This is a genomic window from Amycolatopsis magusensis (assembly GCF_017875555.1).
Lineage (GTDB): Bacteria > Actinomycetota > Actinomycetes > Mycobacteriales > Pseudonocardiaceae > Amycolatopsis > Amycolatopsis magusensis.
Genome location: NZ_JAGGMS010000001.1, coordinates 5,277,847 through 5,299,009, shown reverse-complemented (window position 1 = coordinate 5,299,009; position 21,163 = coordinate 5,277,847). Strand labels below are relative to the sequence as shown.

The window sequence follows — 21,163 nt, the reverse complement described above, 5'->3', positions numbered from 1 at the left end:
GATCGGCGCGTCGCACCGGGATCACGGGGTTCCCGGATGCGCAATGGTCCAACCCGGTAAAGGCGAACCGGGGCCGACCGCTACCGTGCGTCTACATCGCTCGCTCGGTGAACCCGGACGTGTACCGACTTCCTAGGGGGCAGTCTTGACCTATCCACCGCAGCACCCCGGGGGCCCCGGGCCGTACGGCCAACCGGGCTACCAGGGACAACCCGGCGGCGGGCAGCCCTACACCGGACCGCAGCCGCAGCAGTACCCGCAGCAGGGCGGCCAGGCGCCGGGCTGGGACGCGTTCAACGCGGCGCCGCAGCAACCCCAGCAGGGTGGCTGGGAGCAGCAGGGGTGGCAGCAGGCGCCGGCGCCCGACCCCTACGCCCAACAACAGGGGTGGGACGCGTTCGGTTCCGGGCAGCAGCAGCCGCAGTACCCGGGCGGGTTCGGGGAGGAACCGCCCAAGAAGAAGAAAACGGGCCTCATCGTCGGGCTGGTGATCGGCGCGGTGGTGGTGCTCGGCGGGGCCGTGGCGGCGATCATCCTGTTCACCGGCGACGACGGCTCGTCGGACCAGGTGGCGCAGCAGAACCCCACGTCACAGGCCCCGCCGCCGGGTGGCCAGGTGCCGCCGCCCGCCTCCGGGAAGCCGAGCGCGGGCAAGCCGAGCGGCACCAGCGGCGACGCCGGTTCGCCCGGCGACAAGGCCGACGTGAAGGAAGCGGGCCAGAAGGCGGTCGACGCGATCAACGACCGCGACGTGAACCTCGCCAAGGAGGTCGCCTGCAGCCCGGAGACGGTCACCCAGTCCGACATCGACGAGATGCCGCAGGGGATGGAGGCGAAGCTCCTCGGCGAGCCGGTGATCACCGGGGGCACCGCTACGATCGATGCGGAGCTGTCGTTCCAGGGGCAGTCGGAGAAGTCGCCGATCAAGCTGAAGAAGGAAGGCTCGCGGTGGTGCGTGGGCAGCTGAGCCCGGGCGCCGGGGGACGATCGAGGACAGTGAGCCGAGCACGATGAGCCAGCCACCACAACCGCCCGATCCGTACGGGCGGCAGCAGCCCTACGGCGGTTACGGACAGTATCCGCCGCAGCAGCAGTATCCACCGCCCGGTGGCTGGCCCGGCGAACCGAACTCCGCAAGGCAGAAGAAAACCGGTTTGATCGTCGGCGTGGCCGTCGGCGCGGTCATCCTGCTCGGCGCGGCGATCACCCTGGTGCTGGTGCTCACCGGCAGCGACGAGAACCCGCCCGCCGCCCAGCCGCCCCCGGCACCGCCTGTCCCCTCGTCCTCGGCCCCCGCGACCAAACCGGCGCCCTCGAGCACGACCGGCCGCGGCGAGGACACCCCGGAAGCCGCCGGGGACGTGGTCATCGAGGCGCTGAACACGAAGGACGCGCGCAAGTACGCGACGATCGCCTGCAACGCGCAGAAGGACACCGACGTCAAAGGCCTGCAGGACACCTGGGACCGCGCCGGGGACATCACCGCCACCCTCGCCAAGCCGGTCGAGGTCAGCGGGGACAGCGCCACCGTGACCGTCCGGGTCGAAGGCGGGGGCAACTTCAAGGAAACCCCGTTCAAGCTGGTCAAGCAACGCGCGAAGTGGTGCATCCCAGGCTAGGCCCCCCTGTCACCCGCCCGCCCCGCGCCCCCGGACCTGCCGTGAATGTGGCTTTCACGGCACATTCCGCCGTGAAAGCCACATTCACGGCACCCCACCGGGCCCACCACCATCGGCCCCCACCACCGAGCCCCCCACAGAACCGCCAGCCGGGCACCCCACCGGAGCAAACGCCCAGACCCCCCACCCCACCCCGGTCCACAGCCAAAAACACGGCGGGGGCACCGATGTCAAGGCATCATTCCCGCCTTGACATCGGTGCCCCCGCCGTAGTCACACTAAAAAACCGGGGCGGAAGCTCCCACCCAAAACTCACCCCTTGCTCGGCCGACGCTTCAGCTTCAACGGCGTAACCCCGTCCGCCAGCCGTCGCGCGGTGAGCAGGAAGGCGGTGTGCGCGACCATCCGGTGGTCCGGCCGCACGGCCAGGCCGACCACGTGCCACGGGCGCATCAGCGTCTCCCACGACTCCGGTTCGGTCCAGCACTGCTGCTCCCGCAGCGCCTCGGTGATCCGCGACAGCTGCGTCACCGTCGCCACGTAGACGGTCAGCACGCCCCCGGGCACGAGGTTCCGCCGCACGGCGGGCAGCACGTCCCAGGGCGCCAGCATGTCCAGCACCACCCGGTCGACCTCACCGGTGTGCTCGGCCACGTCGCCGATGGTCAGGTGCCAGTTCGCCGGGCGCTCCCCGAAGAAGCGCTCCACGTTCTTCACCGCGTGCTCGGCGTGGTCGTCGCGGACCTCGAAGGAGGTGACGCTGCCTTCGGACCCCACGGCCCGCAGCAGCGAGCAGGTCAGCGCGCCCGAACCGGCACCGGCTTCCAGCACCCGCGCGCCCGGGAAGATGTCGCCCCACATGACGATCTGCGCGGCGTCCTTCGGGTAGATCACCTGCGCGCCGCGCGGCATGGACAGCACGTAGTCCGGCAGCAGCGGCCGCAGCGCCAGGTACGAGGTCCCGCCCGCGGAGACGATGATCGACCCCTCCGGCTGCCCGATCACGTGGTCGTGCGCCAGTGCGCCGCGATGGGTGTGGTACTCGCCGCCTTCGGCCAGCACCATGGTGTAGTGCCGCCCCTTCGGGTCCGTCAGCTGCACCCGATCACCAACCCGGAACGGGCCCCCTGCCGACGCCACCGTGCGAACCTCCTGGTCTGAAACGGAAGCCAGATCCTTTCAGACCACCCGCGCGGGCGATCAGCCGGGACGCCGCCCGCTCATCGCCGCCCGCAGGTCCTCCCGCCGGAGCACGCCGGCGGGCCTGCCTTCGTCGTCGACCACCAGGAACTGCCAGGCGGCCGTCTCCCGCACGCGCTCGGCGATGTCGTCGCCCGGTTCGGACAGCAGCAGCACCGATTCGGCCCGGATAGGCTCGGCGGCCAGCTCCGCCGGTGACTGCGGTGACTGCGCGGCCAGCCGCTCGGCGGCGTTCGCGTCGAGCAGCCCGGCGGCCACCCCGTCCGCGCGCACCAGCACCACGCCACGGCCCGCCGAGGCGGCCAGCGCGTCGGACACCGGGCTTTCCGCGGGCAGCTGCAGCACCGGGCGCACCAGGTCGGCGATCTCCAGCCCGTCGGGCCAGCCGCGCCGGGTCTCGGCGGCCAGTTCGGCACTGGCCCCCATGGCGACGAACCAGGCCGTCACCACGCACACACCCAGCCGCAGCCACTTGTCGTCGCTGTCGCCCGCCAGGCCCCAGATGGCCCACACCAGCAGGCCGACGGCCACCGCGCCACCGCCGAAGACCGCGGCCTTGGTCCCGGTGGACCGGGTGCCGGTCACCGCCCAGACCCCGGCACGCAGCATCCGCCCGCCGTCCAGCGGCAGGCCGGGCAGCAGGTTGAACACCGCGACCGCGAGGTTCGCCACCGCGCACTGCGCCACCAGCAGCCAGGCCGCGCCGCCCTCCGGCACGGCGAGCAGCAGCAGCGCGCAGAACCCGGCGAGCAGGATCGACACCACCGGGCCGGCCGCGGCGACCAGCCCTTCCTGCCCGGGCTTGCGCGGAGTTCTCGCCACCTCGGACAGCCCGCCGAGCAGGAACAACCGCAGCCGCCGGACCGGGATGCCCAGCCGCAGCGCGACCACGCAGTGGCCCAGTTCGTGGGCGAGCACGGACAGGCCCAGCAGCACGGCGAAGGCCGCGGCGAGGGTCCACGAGGTGACCGGGCCCGCGCCGGGCAGCAGCCGCTCGACCAGCGGCGCGTAGAGCACCACCACGAGCAGCGAGCCGACCCACCACGACGGCGCCAGCAGCACCGGCACCCCGTCGACGCGGAACAGCAGCAGGCCGCCGTCCAGCGCCGACTCGCGGCGCGCGGACGGCCGCACCGGGCCGCTGTTGGTCCTCACGCGGACAGCCTAGAACGCCCGGTGTGGGAAAGCAGTGATCCGATGGCCAGCCGCGCGCCCGTCACCCGGTCTGTCGTACCCCTGTCCTAGGGTGCGGGTTATGTCAGCGCCCCTGCCGACCGCGAACGCCGAAGCCGATGCCGTGCCCGAGGTGCGCCGCCGTCCCGCGCTGTCCCCGTCGAGAGCCAGCGACTTCAAGCAGTGCCCGCTGCTCTACCGGTTCCGCGCGGTGGACAAGCTGCCCGAGACGCCGACGAAGGCGCAGCTGCGGGGCACCCTGGTGCACTCGGTGCTGGAGAAGCTGTTCGCCCTGCCCCAGGCCGAACGGCAACGGGACCGGGCCCAGGAGCTGCTCGGCCCGGCCTGGACGGACATGTCCGAGCAGCTGCGCCCGGAGTGGATGCAGTTGTTCGGCGAGGACCAGGGCGATGTCGACGCCTGGCTGCGCTCGGCGGGCAAGCTGGTCGACGCCTACTTCCAGCTGGAGGACCCGACCCGCCTGGAGCCGGAGGCCTGCGAGCTGCACGTGGAGACCGAACTGGGCTCCGGCGTGCTCCTGCGTGGCTACATCGACCGGCTCGACGTGGCGCCCACCGGGGAGATCCGGGTGGTCGACTACAAGACCGGCGCCGCGCCGCGGGAGATCGGCGAGGCCAAGGCGCTGTTCCAGATGAAGTTCTACGCGGTGGTGCTGTGGCGGCTGCGCGGGGTGGTGCCGCGCCAGCTCAAGCTGATGTACCTGACCGACGGCCAGTCGCTGGCCTACGCGCCGGACGAGCCCGAGCTGCGCCGGTTCGAGCGCACCCTGGAAGCCATCTGGCAGGCGATCCTCAAGGCGGGCAAGACCGGGGACTTCCGGCCGAACCCGAGCAAGCTCTGCGGCTGGTGCGACCACCAGGCGCACTGCCCCTCGTTCGGCGGCACGCCCCCGGAGTACCCGGGCTGGCCGGAACCGGACCCCGGCGAGGAGACCCCACTGGATCGGGCGGACTGACATGACCACGTTCTACGAGCCGCTCGGCGACGGGCGGTTCTCCCCCACCGAGCACACCGCCGGCCCGTGGACGCCCGGCACGCAGCACTTCGGCCCGCCGTCGGCGCTGCTGGTCCGGGCGCTCGAGGAGGTTCCGCTCGCGCACGCGAGCCGGCTGGCCAGGGTGACCGTGGAGATCCTCGGCCCGGCGCCGCTGACCGAGCTGACCGTGCGGTCCCGGCTGGACCGGCCGGGGCGCTCGGTCGAACTGCTCTCCGCCGAACTGAGCGCGGGCGAGAAGGTGGTCGCGCGGGCGTCGGCCTGGCGGCTGGCCACTTCGGACAGCACCGAGGTGATCGCCGGGGGCGCCGAGCCGCTGCCCCCGCCGGAGACCGCCGAGCCCGCCCCGTGGCCGGAGCACTGGGCAGGCGGTGACTTCGGGTACCTCGCGGCCACCGAGTGGCGGGCGGTCCGCGGCTCGATGGCCGAGCCGGGACCGGCCACGGTGTGGGCGCGCCAGCGTGTCGCGCTGGTCGGCGGCGAGAAGCCGAGCCCGCTGCAGCGGCTGTTCGCGGTGGCCGACTCCGGCAACGGCGTGTCCAACTACCTGGACCCGCGGCAGTGGTGGTTCATCAACACCGAGCTCACCGTGCACATCCAGCGGGAACCCGACGGCGAGTGGATCGGGCTGGACGCGCTGACGGTGGTCGGGCCGGACGGCATCGGCACCGCCACCAGCCGGCTGCACGACCCCGGCGGGCAGGTCGCCACCGGGGCGCAGGCGCTGCTGGTGCGGCCCCGCTGAACGCCGACACCGCGGATATCCCACCGCTGACGGGGTAGATCCCATAATCTGCCTCTTCGAGCCAACCACGAGCACGCGGGAGTCCCTCGGCATGCAGATCACCTCGGTGGTCAACCAGAAAGGCGGGGTCGGCAAGACCGCGCTCAGTGTCGGCGCGGCCGCCGCCCTCGCCGAGCAGGGCCGCCGGGTCCTGCTCATCGACCTCGACCCGCAGGGTCACGCCACCACGGAGATGCTCGGCCTGCCGGAGGCACCGGCGCACCGGCCCAGCATGGCCAAGGCGCTGACCAAGATGTGGAAGGGCCCGGTCGAGGACCTGATCGTCAGCCACCCGCGCAGCAACATCGGCCGCGGTGGCGCCTTCGACGTCATCCCGACCTCGCCGGGCATGTTCGACCTGATCCGGCGGCTGGACCAGTTCCGGGTGCCGGGCTGGCAGCTGGCCAGGGTGATCCAGTTCGCCAACTACGAGCACGTGATCATCGACTGCCCGCCCGCACTGGACGTGCTGACGAACAACGCGCTCACCGCCACGCACGGCATCCTGGTGCCGGTCCAGCCCGACCGCACCAGCATCCGCGCGCTGCGGCTGCTCAACGACCAGCTCAACTACGTGCAGCAGCTCGTCGGCCGCGACCCGATCACCTACTTCGGCCTGGTCCCCGGCCTGTACCGGCGGCCGATGTCGACCTACGCGGTGACCGCGATGCACGAGCTGCAGACCTTCGGCATCCCGATGCTGGCGCACGTGCCGCTGGGCGTGGTGATGAACGAGGCCGCGATCCGCGGCATCCCGGTGACCACCTTCGCCCCGGAGACCGCGCAGGCGGTGGCCTTCCACCAGATCGCCAGGGCGCTGGAGGACCGGCGGCAGAGCCAGCCGGTGGCCACCCTGGTGCCCGCCGAAACGGAGTTCGTCTTCGAGGACTTCATCACCGAGGTGGCGCACACGCGCAACGTCAACGACAGCGGGGCGCGGAAGAAGCTCTACGACCTGATGCCGAAGCGCCCGAGGCCACCCCGCTAAGCCACCGCCCCGCCCAGCAGCCAGGCGATCAGGGTCAGGGAGCCCATCGACAACAGGGTCGAGATCAGCACGCAGTTCCGGACGAACCGGACGTCGACGGCGTACTGGCTCGACGCGATGAACACGTTCTGCGCGGTGGGCAGCGCCGAGCAGAGCACCGCGGCGAACAACGACGGCCCGCTCAGCCCGAGCAGCAGGCCCACCCCGAGCGTGACGCCCGGCTGCACCAGCGCCTTGAGCAGCACCACGACCACCAGCTCCGCCCGGCGGCGCTCCCCCGGCGGCCCGGTGACGGCCTGGTCGCCACGCAACGACATGCCCAGCACCAGCAGCGCGCACGCCACACCGGCGTCGCCGAGGGTGTGGATCGGCTCCAGCACCACCGCGGGCAGCGGGATGCCGATGCCGCCGACCAGCAGGCCCAGCATGGACGCCGCGATCACCGGGTTCCGCACCGGCAGCAGCACCAGCCGCCGCCAGCGCGGGCCGTCGTCGCGCGGCACGTCCGACTCGATGGCGGCCAGCATCGACGGCATCATCAGCAGCGACTGGAACAGCAGCACCGCCACGATGAACGACGAGCTGCCCAGCACCTGCAACGCCACCGGGATGCCGAGGTTGCCCGCGTTCACGTAGCTCGCCGCGGCCGCCGACAGCGTGCGCTCGGCACGACGGCGGCGGAACACCCAGGTCGACAGCGTGAACGCGAGCAGCGCGATGACCGCGGTGCCGACCACGAAGGCCAGCAGCCCGCGATCGGCCAGCGCCGAGAACGGCGTGCCGATCAGCGTGCTGAACAGCACCGCGGGCATCGCCACCTGGAAGGCGAGCCGGGTGAGCACCGCGTCCGCGCGCTCACCGAGCACCCCGAACCGGCTCAGCAGGTACCCGAGCCCGGTCAGCGCCCAGATCGGCGCGAACGCGGTGAGCGCGCCGCCCACCCGGTCAGAGCCGGCAGGAGCGGATGTCCGACGCCAGAACCGCCTTGGCCCCGGCCTCGGCCAGCTCGTCCATGATCCGGTTGACCTCCTTGCGCGGCACCATCGCGCGCACGGCCACCCAGTCCTGATCGGCCAGCGGCGCCACCGTCGGCGACTCCAGGCCCGGGGTGATCGCGATCGCGGTGTCCAGCAGCGACCGCGGGCAGTCGTAGTCCAGCATCATGTAGTGCTGGGCGAAGACCACCCCGCGCAGCCGGGCCGCGAGCTGGGCCTTGGCCTTGGTGTCCGGCCCGTCCTCGCGCTGCACCAGCACCGCCTCGGACTTGCAGATCGGCTCCCCGAAGGCCACCAGGTTGTGCTGGCGCAGGGTCCGGCCGGAGCCGACCACGTCGGCCACCGCGTCAGCCACGCCGAGCTGGATGGAGATCTCCACGGCGCCGTCGAGCCGGATCACCTCGGCCTCGATGCCCTGGCGCGCGAGGTCGTCGCGCACCAGCCGCGGGTACGAGGTGGCCAGCCGCTTGCCCTGCAGGTCCGCGGGCTGCCACTCGCGACCGGCGGGCGCGGCGTAGCGGAAGGTCGACCCGCCGAAGCCGAGCGCGAGCTTCTCCGCCACCGGCGCGCCGGAATCCAGCGCCAGGTCCCGGCCGGTGATCCCGAGGTCCAGCTCGCCGGAACCGACGTAGATCGGGATGTCCTTGGGCCGGAGGAAGAAGAACTCGACCTCGTTGGCCGGGTCGAGCACGGTCAGGTCGCGCTGCTCATGTCGCTGCCGGTACCCCGCCTCACCGAGCATCTCGGAGGCGGGCCCGGCCAGCGCTCCCTTGTTCGGCACAGCGACACGCAGCACGTTGACTCCTTTGTGGCGGGTACCCGTTGCCTACAGGTACCGGTAGACGTCCTCTGTGGACAAACCGCGGCCGAGCATGAGCACCTGGACGCGGTAGAGCAGCTGCGAGATCTCCTCGGCGAGCCGCTCGTCGGACTCGTGCTCGGCGGCGATCCACACCTCGCCCGCTTCCTCGAGCACCTTCTTGCCCTGGGCGTGCACACCGGCGTCCAGCGCGGTCACCGTGCCCGATCCGGCGGGCCTGGTGCGGGCGCGCTCGGCCAGCTCCGAGAACAGCTCATCGAAGGTCTTCACGGTCTGCAGATCCTTCCACCCGGGGCCCGCGGGCGCCGACCGGGGCCGCCCACCGTGCCAGACCGATCACATCCGCCCTGCTCCGAATGGTCCAGCCGATGTTGACGTTCGGCCCGGAGTCCACTTATGTCAGAAAGGTCCTCGGTACATGGGAGACAACGGGAAGAAGTGATATGGAGAACCGACGATCACTGGAGAAGCTGCAGATCAGGTTGCCGGAGCGGCCCGAGGAAATCGACCAGGACGCCGAGTACTGCTCGGTTCTCCTCGACGGTGAATGGGCCGACATCCGTTTTCACGACTACGACCGGATTTACCGCGTTCACGGTCTGTACGAGCAGTTGTTCCACGAAATTCTCGATTGCCGCTCCCCGGACGTCATCGCCAAGCTGCTCAAGGAGCAGTTGCAGCGGGACGGTTACGACGCGGAAGGACTGCGGGTGCTCGACCTCGGCGCGGGCAACGGCCTGGTCGGCGAGCAGCTGCGCACCATCGGGGTCGGCCACCTGGTCGGCGCCGACATCATCCCCGAAGCGGCCGAGGCGGCGCGACGGGAACGACCCGAGGTCTACGACGCCTACCACGTGGGCGACGTGACGGCTCCGTCCGAAGAGGTCGCCGCGGCACTGACCGCGGCGGAGTTCAACACCATGGTCTGCGTGGCCGCACTGGGCTATTCGGACATCCCGCCGAGCGCGTTCCGCGCGGCGTTCAACCTGGTCCGTGACGGTGGCTGGATCGCCTTCACGATCAAGGACCGGTTCCTCACCGAAGAGGACACCTCCGGTTTCGCCGGGTTCATCAAGACCTGCCAGGACAACGGTGTCCTCGAGGTCCGCGCTTCGGAGCGCTACCGGCACCGGCTCAACATCAGCGGCGAGCCACTGCACTACGTGGCCGTGATCGGCACCAAGCACGCCGACATCCCCGCGGAATTCCTCACCTAGCACCACCCCGGACCCGAATGCGGCTTCCGGGATGGACCCCCTGCTTTCCGGGAGCCGCATTCGTGTCCTCGGGCTGCCCTCAGCCCAGCAGATCCGCCAGGTCCGCCGGGCTCAGGCCGACCAGCGTCTCCTTGAACACCCGCCGCGGCCCCGGGTCCACGGCCACGTCGTTCGGCACCACCAGCACCGTGCAGCCCGCGGCCACCGCCGATTCGGTGCCCGGCGGGGAGTCCTCCACCGCCACGCAGCGCGCCGGGTCCACGCCGAGCAGGCGCGCGGCCAGCAGGTAGGGCTCCGGGTCCGGCTTGTTGCGGCCGCCGACCTCGTCCCCGCAGACGGTGACGTCGAAGAACTCCCGGCCGATCGTGTTCAGCGCGAGCTCGGTCAGCTCCCGTTCGGTGGAGGTCACCAGCGCCGAGGGGATGCCCGCCGCGCGCACCGCGGTCAGTGCCTCGTGCGCACCCGGCCGCCACGGCAGCGCGTCGCCGAACAACGCGGCGGTACGGGTGCGGATCCACGAGGCGATGTCCGCGCGCAGCTCCGGGGTGTCCGGTTTGCCCAGCGTGCCCAGCAGGAACCGGGTGGTGGTCTCCATGTTGGACCCCACCAGGGTGGCCCGCTGCGCCTCGGTGAGCTCGCCGCCCAGCCACTGCGCGACCTCGTACAACGCGACGTCCCACAGCTTCTCGGTGTCGACCAGGGTGCCGTCCATGTCCCAGAGCACCGCGGCGATCGGTGTTCCGGCCCCCGGCCCGTCCACTGTGGACGTCTGCGTCACGTGGGTCTCCTAGGTGTTGAAGTACTTCGCTTCCGGGTGGTGGCAGACGATCGCGTCGGTGGACTGCTCCGGGTGCAACTGGTACTCCTCGGACAGCTTGACCCCGATGCGCTCCGCGCCGAGCAGCTCCACGATCTTCGCCCGGTCCTCCAGCTCGGGGCAGGCACCGTAGCCGAGGGAGAACCGCGCCCCACGGTACTCGAGCTTGAAGTACCGCTCGATCTCCTCCGGGTCCTCTTCGGCCACCGCGGCACCGCCGGCGAAGTGGAGCTCCTCGCGGATGCGGCGGTGCCAGTACTCGGCCAGCGCCTCGGTCAGCTGCACGCCGAGGCCGTGCACCTCGAGGTAGTCGCGGTAGGCGTTGGCCGCGAACAGCTCGTTGGCGTAGTCGGCGATCGGCTGGCCCATGGTGACCAGGGTGAACGGCACCACGTCCACCTCGCCGGCCTCGATCGCCAGCTCGCGCGGGCGGTAGAAGTCGGACAGGCACAGCCGCCGGTCGCGTCGCTGGCGCGGGAAGGTGAAGCGGGCGCGCTCGGGCGCGTCCGGTTTGGCCTCGGTGAGCACCACCAGGTCGTCGCCTTCGGCCACGCAGGGGAAGTAGCCGTAGACCACCGCCGCGTGCGCCAGCACGCCGTCCGCGGTCAGCTTGTCCAGCCAGTACCGCAGGCGTGGCCTGCCCTCGGACTCCACCAGCTCGTCGTAGGTCGGGCCGGAGCCGCCGCGGGCGCCCTTGAGGCCCCACTGGCCCATGAACGTGGCGCGCTCGTCCAGCATCGCCGAGTACTCGGCCAGCGGCACGCCCTTGACCACCCGGTTGCCCCAGAACGGCGGGGTCGGCAACGCCACGTCGGTGGCCACGTCCGAGCGCGCGGCCGGTGGCTCCTCTTCGACCGCTTCCTGCTTGGCGCGGCGGGCTTCGGCGATGCGCATCGACCGTTCGCGGCGGGCCTTGCGCTCGGCGCGCTTGGCCTCCTCCTCCTGCGTGATGACCGGCGACTCACCGCGCTTGGCGGCCATGATCGCGTCCATCAGCCGCAGGCCCTCGAAGGCGTCCCTGGCGTAGCGGACGTCCCCGAGGTACATCTCGGTCAGGTCGTTCTCCACATAGGACCTGGTCAGCGCGGCGCCGCCGAGCAGCACCGGCCACTTCGCGGAGACGCCCCGTGAGTTCATCTCCTCGAGGTTCTCCTTCATGATCACGGTGGACTTCACCAGCAGGCCGGACATGCCGATGGCGTCGGCCTTGTTCTCCTCGGCGGCGTCCAGGATCGAGGTGATCGGCTGCTTGATCCCGAGGTTGACCACTTCGTAGCCGTTGTTCGACAGGATGATGTCGACCAGGTTCTTGCCGATGTCGTGCACGTCGCCCTTGACCGTGGCCAGCACGATCCGGCCCTTGCCGCCGGAGTCGTCCTTCTCCATGTGCGGTTCGAGGTGGGCCACCGCCGCCTTCATCACCTCGGCGGACTGCAGCACGAACGGCAGCTGCATCTGGCCCGAGCCGAACAGCTCGCCGACGGTCTTCATGCCGGACAACAGCGTGTTGTTGATGATTTCCAGCGCCGGGCGGGTCTGCAGCGCCTCGTCCAGGTCCACGTCGAGGCCGTTGCGCTCGCCGTCGACGATGCGCCGCTCCAGCCGCTCGAACAGCGGCAGCCTGGCCAGTTCCTCGGCGCGCGACTCCTTCGACGAGGACGCCGTGACGCCCTCGAACAACGCCATGAACTCCTGGAGCGGGTCGTAGCCCTCGGCGCGGCGGTCGTAGACCAGGTCGAGCGCGACCTTGCGCTGCTCGTCCGGGATCTTCGACATCGGCAGGATCTTCGAGGCGTGCACGATCGCGGTGCCCAGCCCGGCCTGCACGCACTCGTGCAGGAACACCGAGTTCAGCACCTGGCGGGCGGCCGCGTTCAGGCCGAAGGAGATGTTCGACAGCCCCAGCGTGGTCTGGACCTCGGGGTGGCGGCGCTTGAGCTCGCGGATGCCCTCGATGGTCTCGAGGGCGTCCCGGCGCGACTCCTCCTGCCCGGTGGCCACGGTGAAGGTCAGCGTGTCGATGATGATGTCGGACTCGGCCAGCCCGTACTTGCCGGTGATGTCGGCGATCAGCCGGTCGGCGATGGCCACCTTGTGCTCGGCCGTGCGGGCCTGGCCCTGCTCGTCGATGGTCAGCGCGACCACCGCGGCGCCGAACTCGGCGACCAGCTCCATCACCTGGGTGAACCGGGACTCCGGGCCGTCGCCGTCCTCGTAGTTCACCGAGTTCACCGCGCAGCGCCCGCCCAGGTGCTCCAGGCCGGTCCGGATGACGTCGATCTCGGTGGAGTCGAGCATGATCGGCAGCGTGGAGGCGGTGGCGAAGCGGGAGGCGATCTCGGCCATGTCCGCCGCGCCGTCGCGGCCCACGTAGTCCACGCAGACGTCGAGCATGTGCGCGCCGTCGCGGGTCTGGTCGCGGGCGATCGCGACGCAGTCCTCCCAGCGGGCCTCCAGCATCGCCTCGCGGAAGGCCTTGGAGCCGTTGGCGTTGGTGCGCTCGCCGATCATCAGCACGCTCGAGTCCTGCTCGAACGGCACCGCCTGGTACAGCGAGGACACGCCGGGCTCCGGGCGCGGGCGGCGCTTCGCGCGCTCGGTCTCGCGGACCGCGGCGACCAGCTGGCGAATGTGCTCGTCGGTGGTGCCGCAACAACCGCCGACCAGGCCGACGCCGAACTCGCGGACGAACCCGGCCAGCGCCTCGGCCAGCCCCTCCGGGCCGAGCGGGTAAACCGCGCCGTTGGGCCCGAGTTCGGGCAGCCCGGCGTTCGGCATCACCGTCAGCGGCACCTTGGCGTGTTTGGACAGCTGGCGCAGGTGCTCGCTCATCTCCGCCGGGCCGGTGGCGCAGTTGAGCCCGATCAGGTCGATGCCGAGCGGTTCGAGCGCCTGCAGCGCGGCACCGACCTCGGTGCCGAGCAGCATGGTGCCGGTGGTCTCCACGGTGATCGAGGCGATCACCGGGACCCGCCTGCCCTCGGCGGCCATCGCGCGGTGCGCGGCGATGATCGACGCCTTGGTCTGCAGGATGTCCTGGGTGGTCTCGACCAGCACCGCGTCCGCGCCGCCGGCCAGCAGCCCGCGCACCTCTTCGACGTAGGCGTCGCGCAGGCGGGTGAAGGGGGCGTGCCCCAGTGTCGGCAGCTTGGTGCCGGGACCGACCGAGCCGAGCACGAACCGCGGCCGGTCGGGGGTGGCGAACTCGTCCGCGGTCTCCCGCGCGAGCCGGGCGCCGATCTCGGACAGCTCGAAGATGCGGTCCTCGATGTCGTACTCGGCGAGGTTGGCGAAGTTGCAGCCGAAGGTGTTCGTCTCGACCGCGTCCGCACCGGCTTCGAGGTAACCGCGGTGGATGGAGCGCACCACGTCGGGCCGGGTCACGTTGAGGATCTCGTTGCAGCCCTCGAGGCCGTCGAAGTCGTCCAGCGACAGGTCGTGTGCCTGCAGCGCGGTGCCCATGGCACCGTCGGCGACCACGACCCGCTCGGCGAGGGCGTCCAGCAAGGGCGAGGAGAGTCGTTCGGCCATGGTCCTTAGCCTACGGTCAGCGCGGCCTCCCTCAGGTCGTAGGCTGGCACAGTGAGTGAGCCCGAACAGCCGAACCGCCCGCACACCGAACCGGTCTCCGAGGCCGCCGATGATGGCAAACCCGTCATGGTGGTGGCCTTCGAGGGCTGGAACGACGCAGGTGACGCGGCCAGCACCGCGATCGAGCACCTGCAGCTGAACTGGGACGCCACCCCGCTGGTCGAGCTCAACCCCGACGAGTACTACGACTTCCAGGTGAGCAGGCCCACTGTCCGCATGGTGGACGGTGTCACCCGAAGGGTCGAATGGCCCACCACCCGCCTGGCGGTATGCCAGCCCGAGGGTTTCGGCCGGGACGTGGTGCTGGTCCAGGGGCCCGAGCCGAACATGCGCTGGCGCGCCTTCTGCGCCGAGCTGCTGGAACACATGGAGCACCTCCAGGTGTCCACTGTGGTCACCCTGGGTGCACTGCTCGCTGACACTCCGCACACCCGGCCGGTGCCGGTCACCGGCACCGCCTACGACGCCGCGGCCGCCGCCCGCTTCGGCCTGGAGCGCAACCGCTACCAGGGCCCGACCGGCATCGTCGGCGTGCTGCAGGACGCGTGCGTGCAGGCGGGCATCCCGGCGGTGTCGGTGTGGGCCGCGGTGCCGCACTACGTCTCGCACCCGCCGTCCCCGAAGGCCACGCTGGCGCTGCTGCACAAGCTCGAGGACATCCTGGACGTGGAGATCCCGCTGGGTGCCCTGCCCGAGCAGGCCGAGGAGTGGCAGCGCACGGTCTCCGAGATGGCCGACGAGGACGAGGAGATCCGCGACTACGTGCGCTCGCTGGAGGAGCGGGACGCCGAGATCACCGTCGACGAGGCCAGCGGCGACAAGATCGCCGCGGAGTTCGAGCGCTACCTGCGGCGGCGGCGCCCCGGTGGGCTCGACGGCCCCCGGTAGTTGTTCGGGCTCCACCTCGGCGGCCTGCTCGGCCCGTTCGGCGCCGGGGTGGTGGTGGCGATGCTGCCCGAGCTCGCCGCGAGCTACGGCACCACCCCGGCGGGCGCGGCCTCGTCGCTGACCGTCTACCTGGTGCCGTTCGCGCTGGTCATGCTGGTCTCCGGCACGCTGGGGCAGCGCTGGGGCGTGGTCCGCACGATCCGGCTCGCCTACGCCGCCTACGCGGTGACCGCCCTGCTCGCGCTGGTCGCACCCTGGTTCTGGCTGTTCCTGGTGGCGCGCGGGCTGCAGGGCACGGCGAACGCGTTCATCACGCCGCTGCTGCTCGCCCAGCTGGCCGCGGTGACCCCGCGCGACCGGCTCGGGCGCTCGCTCGGGGTGTTCGCCGCGATGCAGGCGCTCGGGCACACCACCGCGCCGCTGGTCGGCGGGCTGGCCGCGGAACTGTCGTGGCCGTGGGCCTTCGCCGGGATCGCGGTCACCGCGCTCGCGCTGGCCGCGGCACCCCTGCCCGCCGACCCCGGCGCGGCCGATCCGGAAGCACCGCCGTCGTGGCGGGCCGCGCTCCGGCCGTCGGTGGTGCCGGGCCTGCTGGTGTTCCTCGGCTGGGGTTGCCTGGCCGGGCTGTCCTTCCTGGTCGCGTTCCGGCTGGAGGACGTCTTCGAGCTCAGCTCCGGCCCGCGCGGGCTCGCGCTCACCGTCTTCGGCGCAGCCGGCTTCGCCACCGCGCGGCTCAGCGGCGGGTTCGCCGACCGGTTCGGCCCGGTGACCGCGGTGGCCACCGGCCTGCTCGGCGGCGGTGCCGTGGTCGCGGTGCTCGGCCTGGCCGGTTCGCTGCCGGCGCTGATCGGGGCGTGGGCGGTCGGCGGGGTGGTCGCCCAGCTGATCTCGGTCGGCACGAACACGCTGGTCATCACCGGTGCCGGAGCCGCACGCAACGGCGCGATCTCGGTGGTGCAGGCGCTGCGGTTCCTCGGCATGGCGTGCTCCCCACTCGCCTTCACCGGCCTCTACCACGCCGACCCACGACTGGCCTTCCTGCTGCCCGCCGCGCTGCTGGCCCTGGGCCCCCTCATCCTCCTACGCCCCCGAAGCGCCGACCCCGACCGGGGTTGAATGCTAGGAGTGGGGCATTACTTGCGTTCATTGCAAGTAATGCCCCACTCATAGCATTGAGGACGCTCCCAGCTCGGGCACCGGCGCGGCCTCCCGTGTCAAGCGACCCTGAGGGGGTTGTCCGACCTGAGGATGACTTCGAATCCACCCTCCCGCCGTCGTGCGAACGGGTCCGGCAGGCGAGGATGATCCGCATGGGGCGGACGGAGGCGCTGGTGCGCCGGCGGTGGGCGGTGCTCGCGATCCTGTGCGCCAGCCTGCTGCTGGTGTCCATCGACGCCACCGTGCTGCACATGGCGCTGCCCGCGATCGCCGCCGACCTGCGCCCGGACGCCACCGAGCAACTCTGGATCATCGCCGTCTACTCGCTGCTGGCCGCGCCGCTGCTGCTGGCTTTCGGCACTCTGGGCGACCACTACGGCAGGCGGCGCGTGCTCGTGCTCGGCTACGTGGTGTTCGGGCTGGCCTCGCTGGCGGCGGTGTTCTCGACGACCGTGCCCATGCTGATCGCCGCGCGGGCCGTGCTCGGCGTGGGCGGCGCGATGATCATGCCCGCCACGCTCTCCATCCTGCGCCAGGCCTTCCCGGACCGGGCCGAGCGGCGGACCGCCATCGGTGTCTGGAGCGGGGTGGCCGGGTCCGGCGCGGTGCTGGGGCCGCTGCTCGGCGGGTTCCTGGTGCAGGAGTTCAGCTGGCACGCCGCGTTCGCCATCAACGTGCCGGTGATGCTGGTCGCGCTGCCGCTGACCTACTGGCTGATCCCCGAGTCGGCGGATCCGCCCGCCGGGAAGTGGGACCCGCTCAGCGCGCTGCTCGCCGCGGGCGGCGTGCTCGGGGCGGCGTTCGCGATCAAGCAGACACCGCACGGCGGGTCGATGTACCTGTTCGGCCCGCTCGCCGGGCTGGCCGGGATCGCGCTGCTGGTGCTGTTCGTCCGGCGGCAGCGGCGGCTGGTCTCCCCGCTGCTGGACCTCGCGTTGTTCCGCAGCCGCGCGTTCAGCGTCGCGGTCGGCAGCGTGCTGCTGGTGATGCTGTCGCTGGTCGGCCTCGGCCTGCTGTTCGCCCAGTACCTCCAGCTGGTGCTGGTGCTGCAGCCGATGGACGCGGCGCTGCGGCTGCTGTTCGTGATGGTCGCCGCGGTGGTGGGCAGCCTGGTCGCCGCGCCGCTGCTGCGCTGGTTCGAAGGCCGCGCGGTGACCGTCGCCGGGTTCGCCGTGGTCGGGCTGGCGCTCGGCGCGGCGGCGCTGTGGCTGGACGCCACGGAGAACCTGTGGCTGCTCGGGCCGGTGCTGGTCGCGGTCGGCTTCGGCATCTCGGTGGCGTTGACCGCCGCCTCCGACGCGCTGCTCGCGGCCGCGCCCGCGGAGCAGGCCGGGGCCGCGTCGGCGGTCGAGGAGACCGCGTACGAACTGGGTGCCGGGCTCGGCGTGGCGGTGCTGGGCAGCATCGCCGCCGGGGTCTACACCGCTGCTTTCCCCGCTGTGCCGGGAGTCCCGCCGCCCGTGGCGGAGCTGGCCGGGCGCGGGCTGACCGACGCGGCCGAGGCCGCGTCGGCACTTCCGGGGCCGGTCGCCGCACAGCTGCTGGACGCGGCGCGCGGCGCGTTCGTCGACGGCATGACCGTCGCGCTGGCCACCGGTTTCGTCACCTTCGCCGTCGCCGCGATCGCCGCGGCCCGGCTGCTACCGAAGACAGGAGCTGCACGATGACCACGACCGGGATCCGGGCCGGCTGGCGCACCCCCGCGGCGCTCTACCGCCTGATCAGCTCACCCGCCCTGCGCGCGGCCTTCGGCTGGGATCTGGCCTCGCGCGACGTGCGCTGGGTGCGGCCGGTCGAGGGCATGACCTGCCTCGAGGTCGGCAGCGGCGGCGGGTTCTACACGCGGGCACTGGCCGGTCACCTGGGAGCGGGCAGCGAGCTCATCGCGCTCGACCCCGACGCGGGCAGCCTCGAGGTGCTGCGCGAGCGGTTGGACGGCGCACCGGGCGCGCGCATGACCTACCAGCCGGGTGACGGCTGCGCCCTGCCGCTGGCGGAGTCCAGTGTGGACGCGCTGTTCTACGGCTACAGCCTGGAGGAGTTCGGCGACCCGCTGGCCGCCATCCACGACGCGCACCGGGTCCTGCGCCCCGGCGGGCAACTCGTGCTGTTCCTCTGGCGCCCGGTGATCGGCCGTCGCCGCCGCGAGCCGGTGCTCCGGCTGCTCGAGTCGAAGTTCACCAGGGAACGGATTTCGGCCGGGCCGCAGAACATCCGCCTGTCCTACCGCCGCTGACCGGGCCTCGGCACGAGCACGTAGGAGAACCGGCGGATGCGCGGCGCCCAGAGCTGCAGCGCGGACACGTCGGGCAGCGCCACCGCGTCGGAAACCCGGAGGAGCCCGGCGTGCAGGTGACGCCAGTCGTCGAGCCGGTCGTCTTCGATCGGCCCGGCGACGGGGTTCATCCAGCCGGTTCCGTCCTGCTGGAGGCCGAGGTCGGCGACGAACTGCGCCCAGCTGCTCGACGGGTCGCGGTGGACCAGCCCTCCGCGGATCCCGCGCGCCGGCTCCGGCCGGGTGTCGAGCACCGGGCAGAGCAGTCGCGCGTGGGCGGTGAGCAGGGCGAGCAACAGCACCACGGCCTGGTACTCCCCCGGTTCGCCGTCCTGGCCGAGGAACCGGGAGGCCATCGACAGGTCACGGGTGGCGCGCACCATGCGGTACAGGTTCACCAGCCGCTTGGCCTCACGCGGCGTGCCGACCAGTGAGTCCAGAGTGGACAGCAGGTCCAGTTCGGCTTCGGTGAGCGGGCGTGGTTCCGCCGCCGGTGTCGCCTGCCGCTGGATGTCCACTTCGGATCCCGCCTCCACCTCGATGGTGGCTTCGTCCGGCACCCGCCCGGTCTTCCGGACCGCCGCCGGTGCCGCTTGCTCGGTCCGCACCAGCGAGCGCAGCAGCCTGCTCATGCCGTCCGGCGCCAGCCCCGGCAGCACGAGCGGGATGTTCACGATCTTCTCCAGGTAGTCCTCCGGCGTGACCCGCGCGTCCCCTTCGCCGTCGGCCAGGATTTCCGCGTAGTGGCTGCGCAGGGCCCGCAGCAGCCAGCGCGGGTCGACGCCGACGACCACCACGAACAACTCGAACGCGAGCAGCAGGTGCACCGCCTGCAGCACTTCGACCACCTGCCGCGGGCTGCACCGGTCGAGGTCGTCGATGTAGAGCACGATCCGGTCGACCGGCCGCCGTGGCGTGACGCCGTCGTCCGGGCTCTCGCGCCACTCGGCCATCAGCTTGACCAGCTGCTCGAAATCCTTGCGTATGGTGGAGATGACGCCGAGGTTCCCGGCGTAGGAGTCGCTGCGCGCGCGGTCGGCGAGGAAGGTGTAGAGGCGGTGCCCCGGGGTGAGGCGGGTGAGCTGCCTGCCCAGCGCACCCACCTGCGCGACGACCTCGGCCAGCTGCGCCTCGGCGACCCGCTGCTCGGCTTCGGCGGCGCGGAGGGCTTGGAGCTGCTCGGGTAGTTCCTGCTCGGCCGCGTCGGTGATCCCGGTGTGCAGGTCCTCGCTCAGCTCCCGGAGATCACGCAGCCCCGAACGCACGCGGCTCAGCACGGTGATCCCGGTCCCGGCGAAGAGGGTGAACAACGCGGCGGCCCCGGCGAGCCACTCCCACGCCAGCGGCACGAGGAACGCGGCGACCAGCACAACTGCTGCCAAGACGAGCGCGAGCTTGCCGTGCCGCTCCCCCGGCATCCGCCGGAGCACGGCCGCGTCGTCGAGCGAGCCGCGCAGTTGCTCAGCGAGCAGTTTGCCCTGTTCGGCTTCGTCGGTAACGCCCAGCCTGCTCCACAAGCGATCGACGCGGTCCTTGAAGGCCGACGAGTTCCGCAGCGCTTTGATGAGCAGCCGGGCACTGCGCTCACGCCCGGCGATCGCGGAGTCCACTTCGGACTGCAGTTCGGCCGCGGTTTCGCGTGCCTCCTGGGTTTCCGCCTCCAGTTGCCGGCGCTGGTCGAGCCGTTCGGAGAGTTCCGCGCGGATGCGCTCGGCGCGTTCCGGGGATTTCGCGTCCACCCCGGCGAGCTGCCGGAAGATCTCGTCGCCGAGGCTGGCCCACAGGTCGCTGTCGGCGTAGTGCCAGGCGTTGAACCCGATCTGCACGATGTCCTGGCTGGCCAGGCGATCCACCTCGGCGCGGAGCAGGCCCATGAAGAAGCTCTTGCCGGATCCCCATTCGCCGAACACCCCCACCGAGAGCGGTAGTGGCGTGGCCGGATCGGCGATCACCGTCGCCAGCATCGACACGTACGCCGCGACGCCGAGCTGGTCCTCGCCGAGCGGGATTCCCCGATTCGGATCGACCAGATCCCGGCTCACCCCACCGGCCAGCTCCTCCGGCGCCACCCTGTCCTCGCCGAGACCGGCGAAGGTCTCGCGGATCGCGTCGGTGGCCTTCCGGCTCTTGGCGAAGAAGACCAGGCGCCGCAACGGAAGCCCGGTTTGCTCGGCGAGTGCGGCGACCGCCGCGGGCACCACCGCCCCGGCCGCGAGCGCCGGTGGATTGCCCAGGCGCCCGGAACTGAGCAACGGCATGCCCAGCGCGGCGACCCCGGACCGGCGCGCCGTGGTGATGGCGGCCGCGGTGGCCTTCGCCGCGTTCCCCCGCTCAGGATCGCCGGACGAGCCGGAGGCCACGAAGATCGCCAGCCGCGGGCCAGGACCGGGCAGGTGCATCGTCCAGGGCGCGATCGGCGTGATGCTGCCGAACGGCACGGCTTCCCAGCCGATATCGGGGTAGTGCTCGGCGAGCGCCTCGCCCAGTTCGCCGAGCCCGCCGCCGACCGGGATCACGAGCGCGTCCAGGCCCAGGTCCCACGGCCGTTCGGTCCGCACCACCGAGCACACCACGGAGCCAATCTGGCCGAGTCGTTCTTCTTCGTCCGGGGCGGTCATGGTCC

General features: G+C 71.7%; 18 protein-coding genes. 10 read left to right on the top strand and 8 right to left on the bottom strand.

What is annotated here, in order from left to right; translation table 11 throughout:
- The first annotated feature begins 145 nt into the window (after positions 1-145).
- Complete coding sequence (locus JOM49_RS23720) at positions 146-967, top strand: flagellar basal body-associated FliL family protein (protein WP_209666441.1); 822 nt, start codon at positions 146-148, stop codon at positions 965-967.
- Positions 968-1,010: 43 nt separating this feature from the next.
- A complete protein-coding gene (locus tag JOM49_RS23715; protein WP_209666440.1) occupies positions 1,011-1,619 on the top strand; it encodes a hypothetical protein in 609 nt (202 codons plus the stop codon).
- A 312-nt stretch (positions 1,620-1,931) separates the two neighbouring features.
- On the opposite strand, the gene JOM49_RS23710 is transcribed toward JOM49_RS23715, so the two are convergent.
- Positions 1,932-2,759 (bottom strand): tRNA (adenine-N1)-methyltransferase, encoded by an 828-nt coding sequence (locus tag JOM49_RS23710; RefSeq protein WP_209666439.1) that lies wholly within the window; start codon positions 2,757-2,759, stop codon positions 1,932-1,934.
- Between the two features lie 60 nt (positions 2,760-2,819).
- The gene (locus tag JOM49_RS23705) at positions 2,820-3,911 is read right to left on the bottom strand and encodes a site-2 protease family protein (protein WP_209671520.1); all 1,092 of its coding nucleotides are present in this window, start codon (positions 3,909-3,911) and stop codon (positions 2,820-2,822) included.
- Positions 3,912-4,074: 163 nt separating this feature from the next.
- Here JOM49_RS23705 and JOM49_RS23700 point away from each other — a divergent pair, with 163 nt between their 5' ends.
- From JOM49_RS23700 to JOM49_RS23690, 3 genes are all read left to right on the top strand, one after another.
- Positions 4,075-4,968, top strand: coding sequence for a RecB family exonuclease (locus JOM49_RS23700; RefSeq protein WP_209666438.1), 894 nt, complete (start codon positions 4,075-4,077; stop codon positions 4,966-4,968).
- A 1-nt stretch (position 4,969) separates the two neighbouring features.
- Positions 4,970-5,752, top strand: a complete 783-nt coding sequence (locus tag JOM49_RS23695; RefSeq protein WP_209666437.1) for a thioesterase family protein — start codon at positions 4,970-4,972, stop codon at positions 5,750-5,752.
- Positions 5,753-5,843: 91 nt separating this feature from the next.
- Complete coding sequence (locus JOM49_RS23690; protein ID WP_209666436.1) at positions 5,844-6,779, top strand: ParA family protein; 936 nt, start codon at positions 5,844-5,846, stop codon at positions 6,777-6,779.
- Here the strand turns inward: JOM49_RS23690 and JOM49_RS44135 are convergent.
- From JOM49_RS44135 to JOM49_RS23675, 3 genes are read right to left on the bottom strand one after another with little or no spacing between them, the layout of a single operon-like run.
- A complete protein-coding gene (locus tag JOM49_RS44135; RefSeq protein ID WP_209666435.1) occupies positions 6,776-7,720 on the bottom strand; it encodes an AEC family transporter in 945 nt (314 codons plus the stop codon). The two genes, JOM49_RS23690 and JOM49_RS44135, sit on opposite strands and share 4 nt — an antisense overlap.
- 4 nt (positions 7,721-7,724) lie before the next feature.
- The gene (gene hisG / locus JOM49_RS23680; RefSeq protein WP_209666434.1) at positions 7,725-8,570 is read right to left on the bottom strand and encodes an ATP phosphoribosyltransferase; all 846 of its coding nucleotides are present in this window, start codon (positions 8,568-8,570) and stop codon (positions 7,725-7,727) included.
- A gap of 30 nt (positions 8,571-8,600) precedes the next feature.
- A complete protein-coding gene (locus JOM49_RS23675; protein ID WP_209666433.1) occupies positions 8,601-8,864 on the bottom strand; it encodes a phosphoribosyl-ATP diphosphatase in 264 nt (87 codons plus the stop codon).
- A gap of 173 nt (positions 8,865-9,037) precedes the next feature.
- Between JOM49_RS23675 and JOM49_RS23670 the strand changes: the two genes are divergently transcribed.
- Positions 9,038-9,811, top strand: coding sequence for a class I SAM-dependent DNA methyltransferase (locus JOM49_RS23670; RefSeq protein ID WP_209666432.1), 774 nt, complete (start codon positions 9,038-9,040; stop codon positions 9,809-9,811).
- A 79-nt stretch (positions 9,812-9,890) separates the two neighbouring features.
- Here the strand turns inward: JOM49_RS23670 and JOM49_RS23665 are convergent, their stop codons facing one another.
- Positions 9,891-10,589, bottom strand: coding sequence for an HAD family hydrolase (locus tag JOM49_RS23665; RefSeq protein WP_282773037.1), 699 nt, complete (start codon positions 10,587-10,589; stop codon positions 9,891-9,893).
- A gap of 9 nt (positions 10,590-10,598) precedes the next feature.
- Positions 10,599-14,159 (bottom strand): methionine synthase, encoded by a 3,561-nt coding sequence (metH, locus tag JOM49_RS23660; protein WP_209666431.1) that lies wholly within the window; start codon positions 14,157-14,159, stop codon positions 10,599-10,601.
- A gap of 51 nt (positions 14,160-14,210) precedes the next feature.
- Here metH and JOM49_RS23655 point away from each other — a divergent pair, with 51 nt between their 5' ends.
- From JOM49_RS23655 to JOM49_RS23640, 4 genes are all read left to right on the top strand, one after another.
- Positions 14,211-15,107 (top strand): PAC2 family protein, encoded by an 897-nt coding sequence (locus JOM49_RS23655; protein ID WP_209666430.1) that lies wholly within the window; start codon positions 14,211-14,213, stop codon positions 15,105-15,107.
- A complete protein-coding gene (locus JOM49_RS23650) occupies positions 15,108-16,223 on the top strand; it encodes an MFS transporter (RefSeq protein ID WP_245369444.1) in 1,116 nt (371 codons plus the stop codon).
- 194 nt (positions 16,224-16,417) lie between these two features.
- Positions 16,418-17,932 (top strand): MFS transporter, encoded by a 1,515-nt coding sequence (locus JOM49_RS23645; RefSeq protein ID WP_209666429.1) that lies wholly within the window; start codon positions 16,418-16,420, stop codon positions 17,930-17,932.
- Positions 17,929-18,501 (top strand): class I SAM-dependent methyltransferase, encoded by a 573-nt coding sequence (locus tag JOM49_RS23640; protein WP_209666428.1) that lies wholly within the window; start codon positions 17,929-17,931, stop codon positions 18,499-18,501. Before JOM49_RS23645 ends, JOM49_RS23640 begins: the two co-directional genes overlap by 4 nt.
- Here JOM49_RS23640 and JOM49_RS23635 read toward each other — a convergent pair.
- A complete protein-coding gene (locus JOM49_RS23635; RefSeq protein ID WP_209666427.1) occupies positions 18,489-21,158 on the bottom strand; it encodes a P-loop NTPase fold protein in 2,670 nt (889 codons plus the stop codon). The two genes, JOM49_RS23640 and JOM49_RS23635, sit on opposite strands and share 13 nt — an antisense overlap.
- Positions 21,159-21,163: the final 5 nt, after the last annotated feature.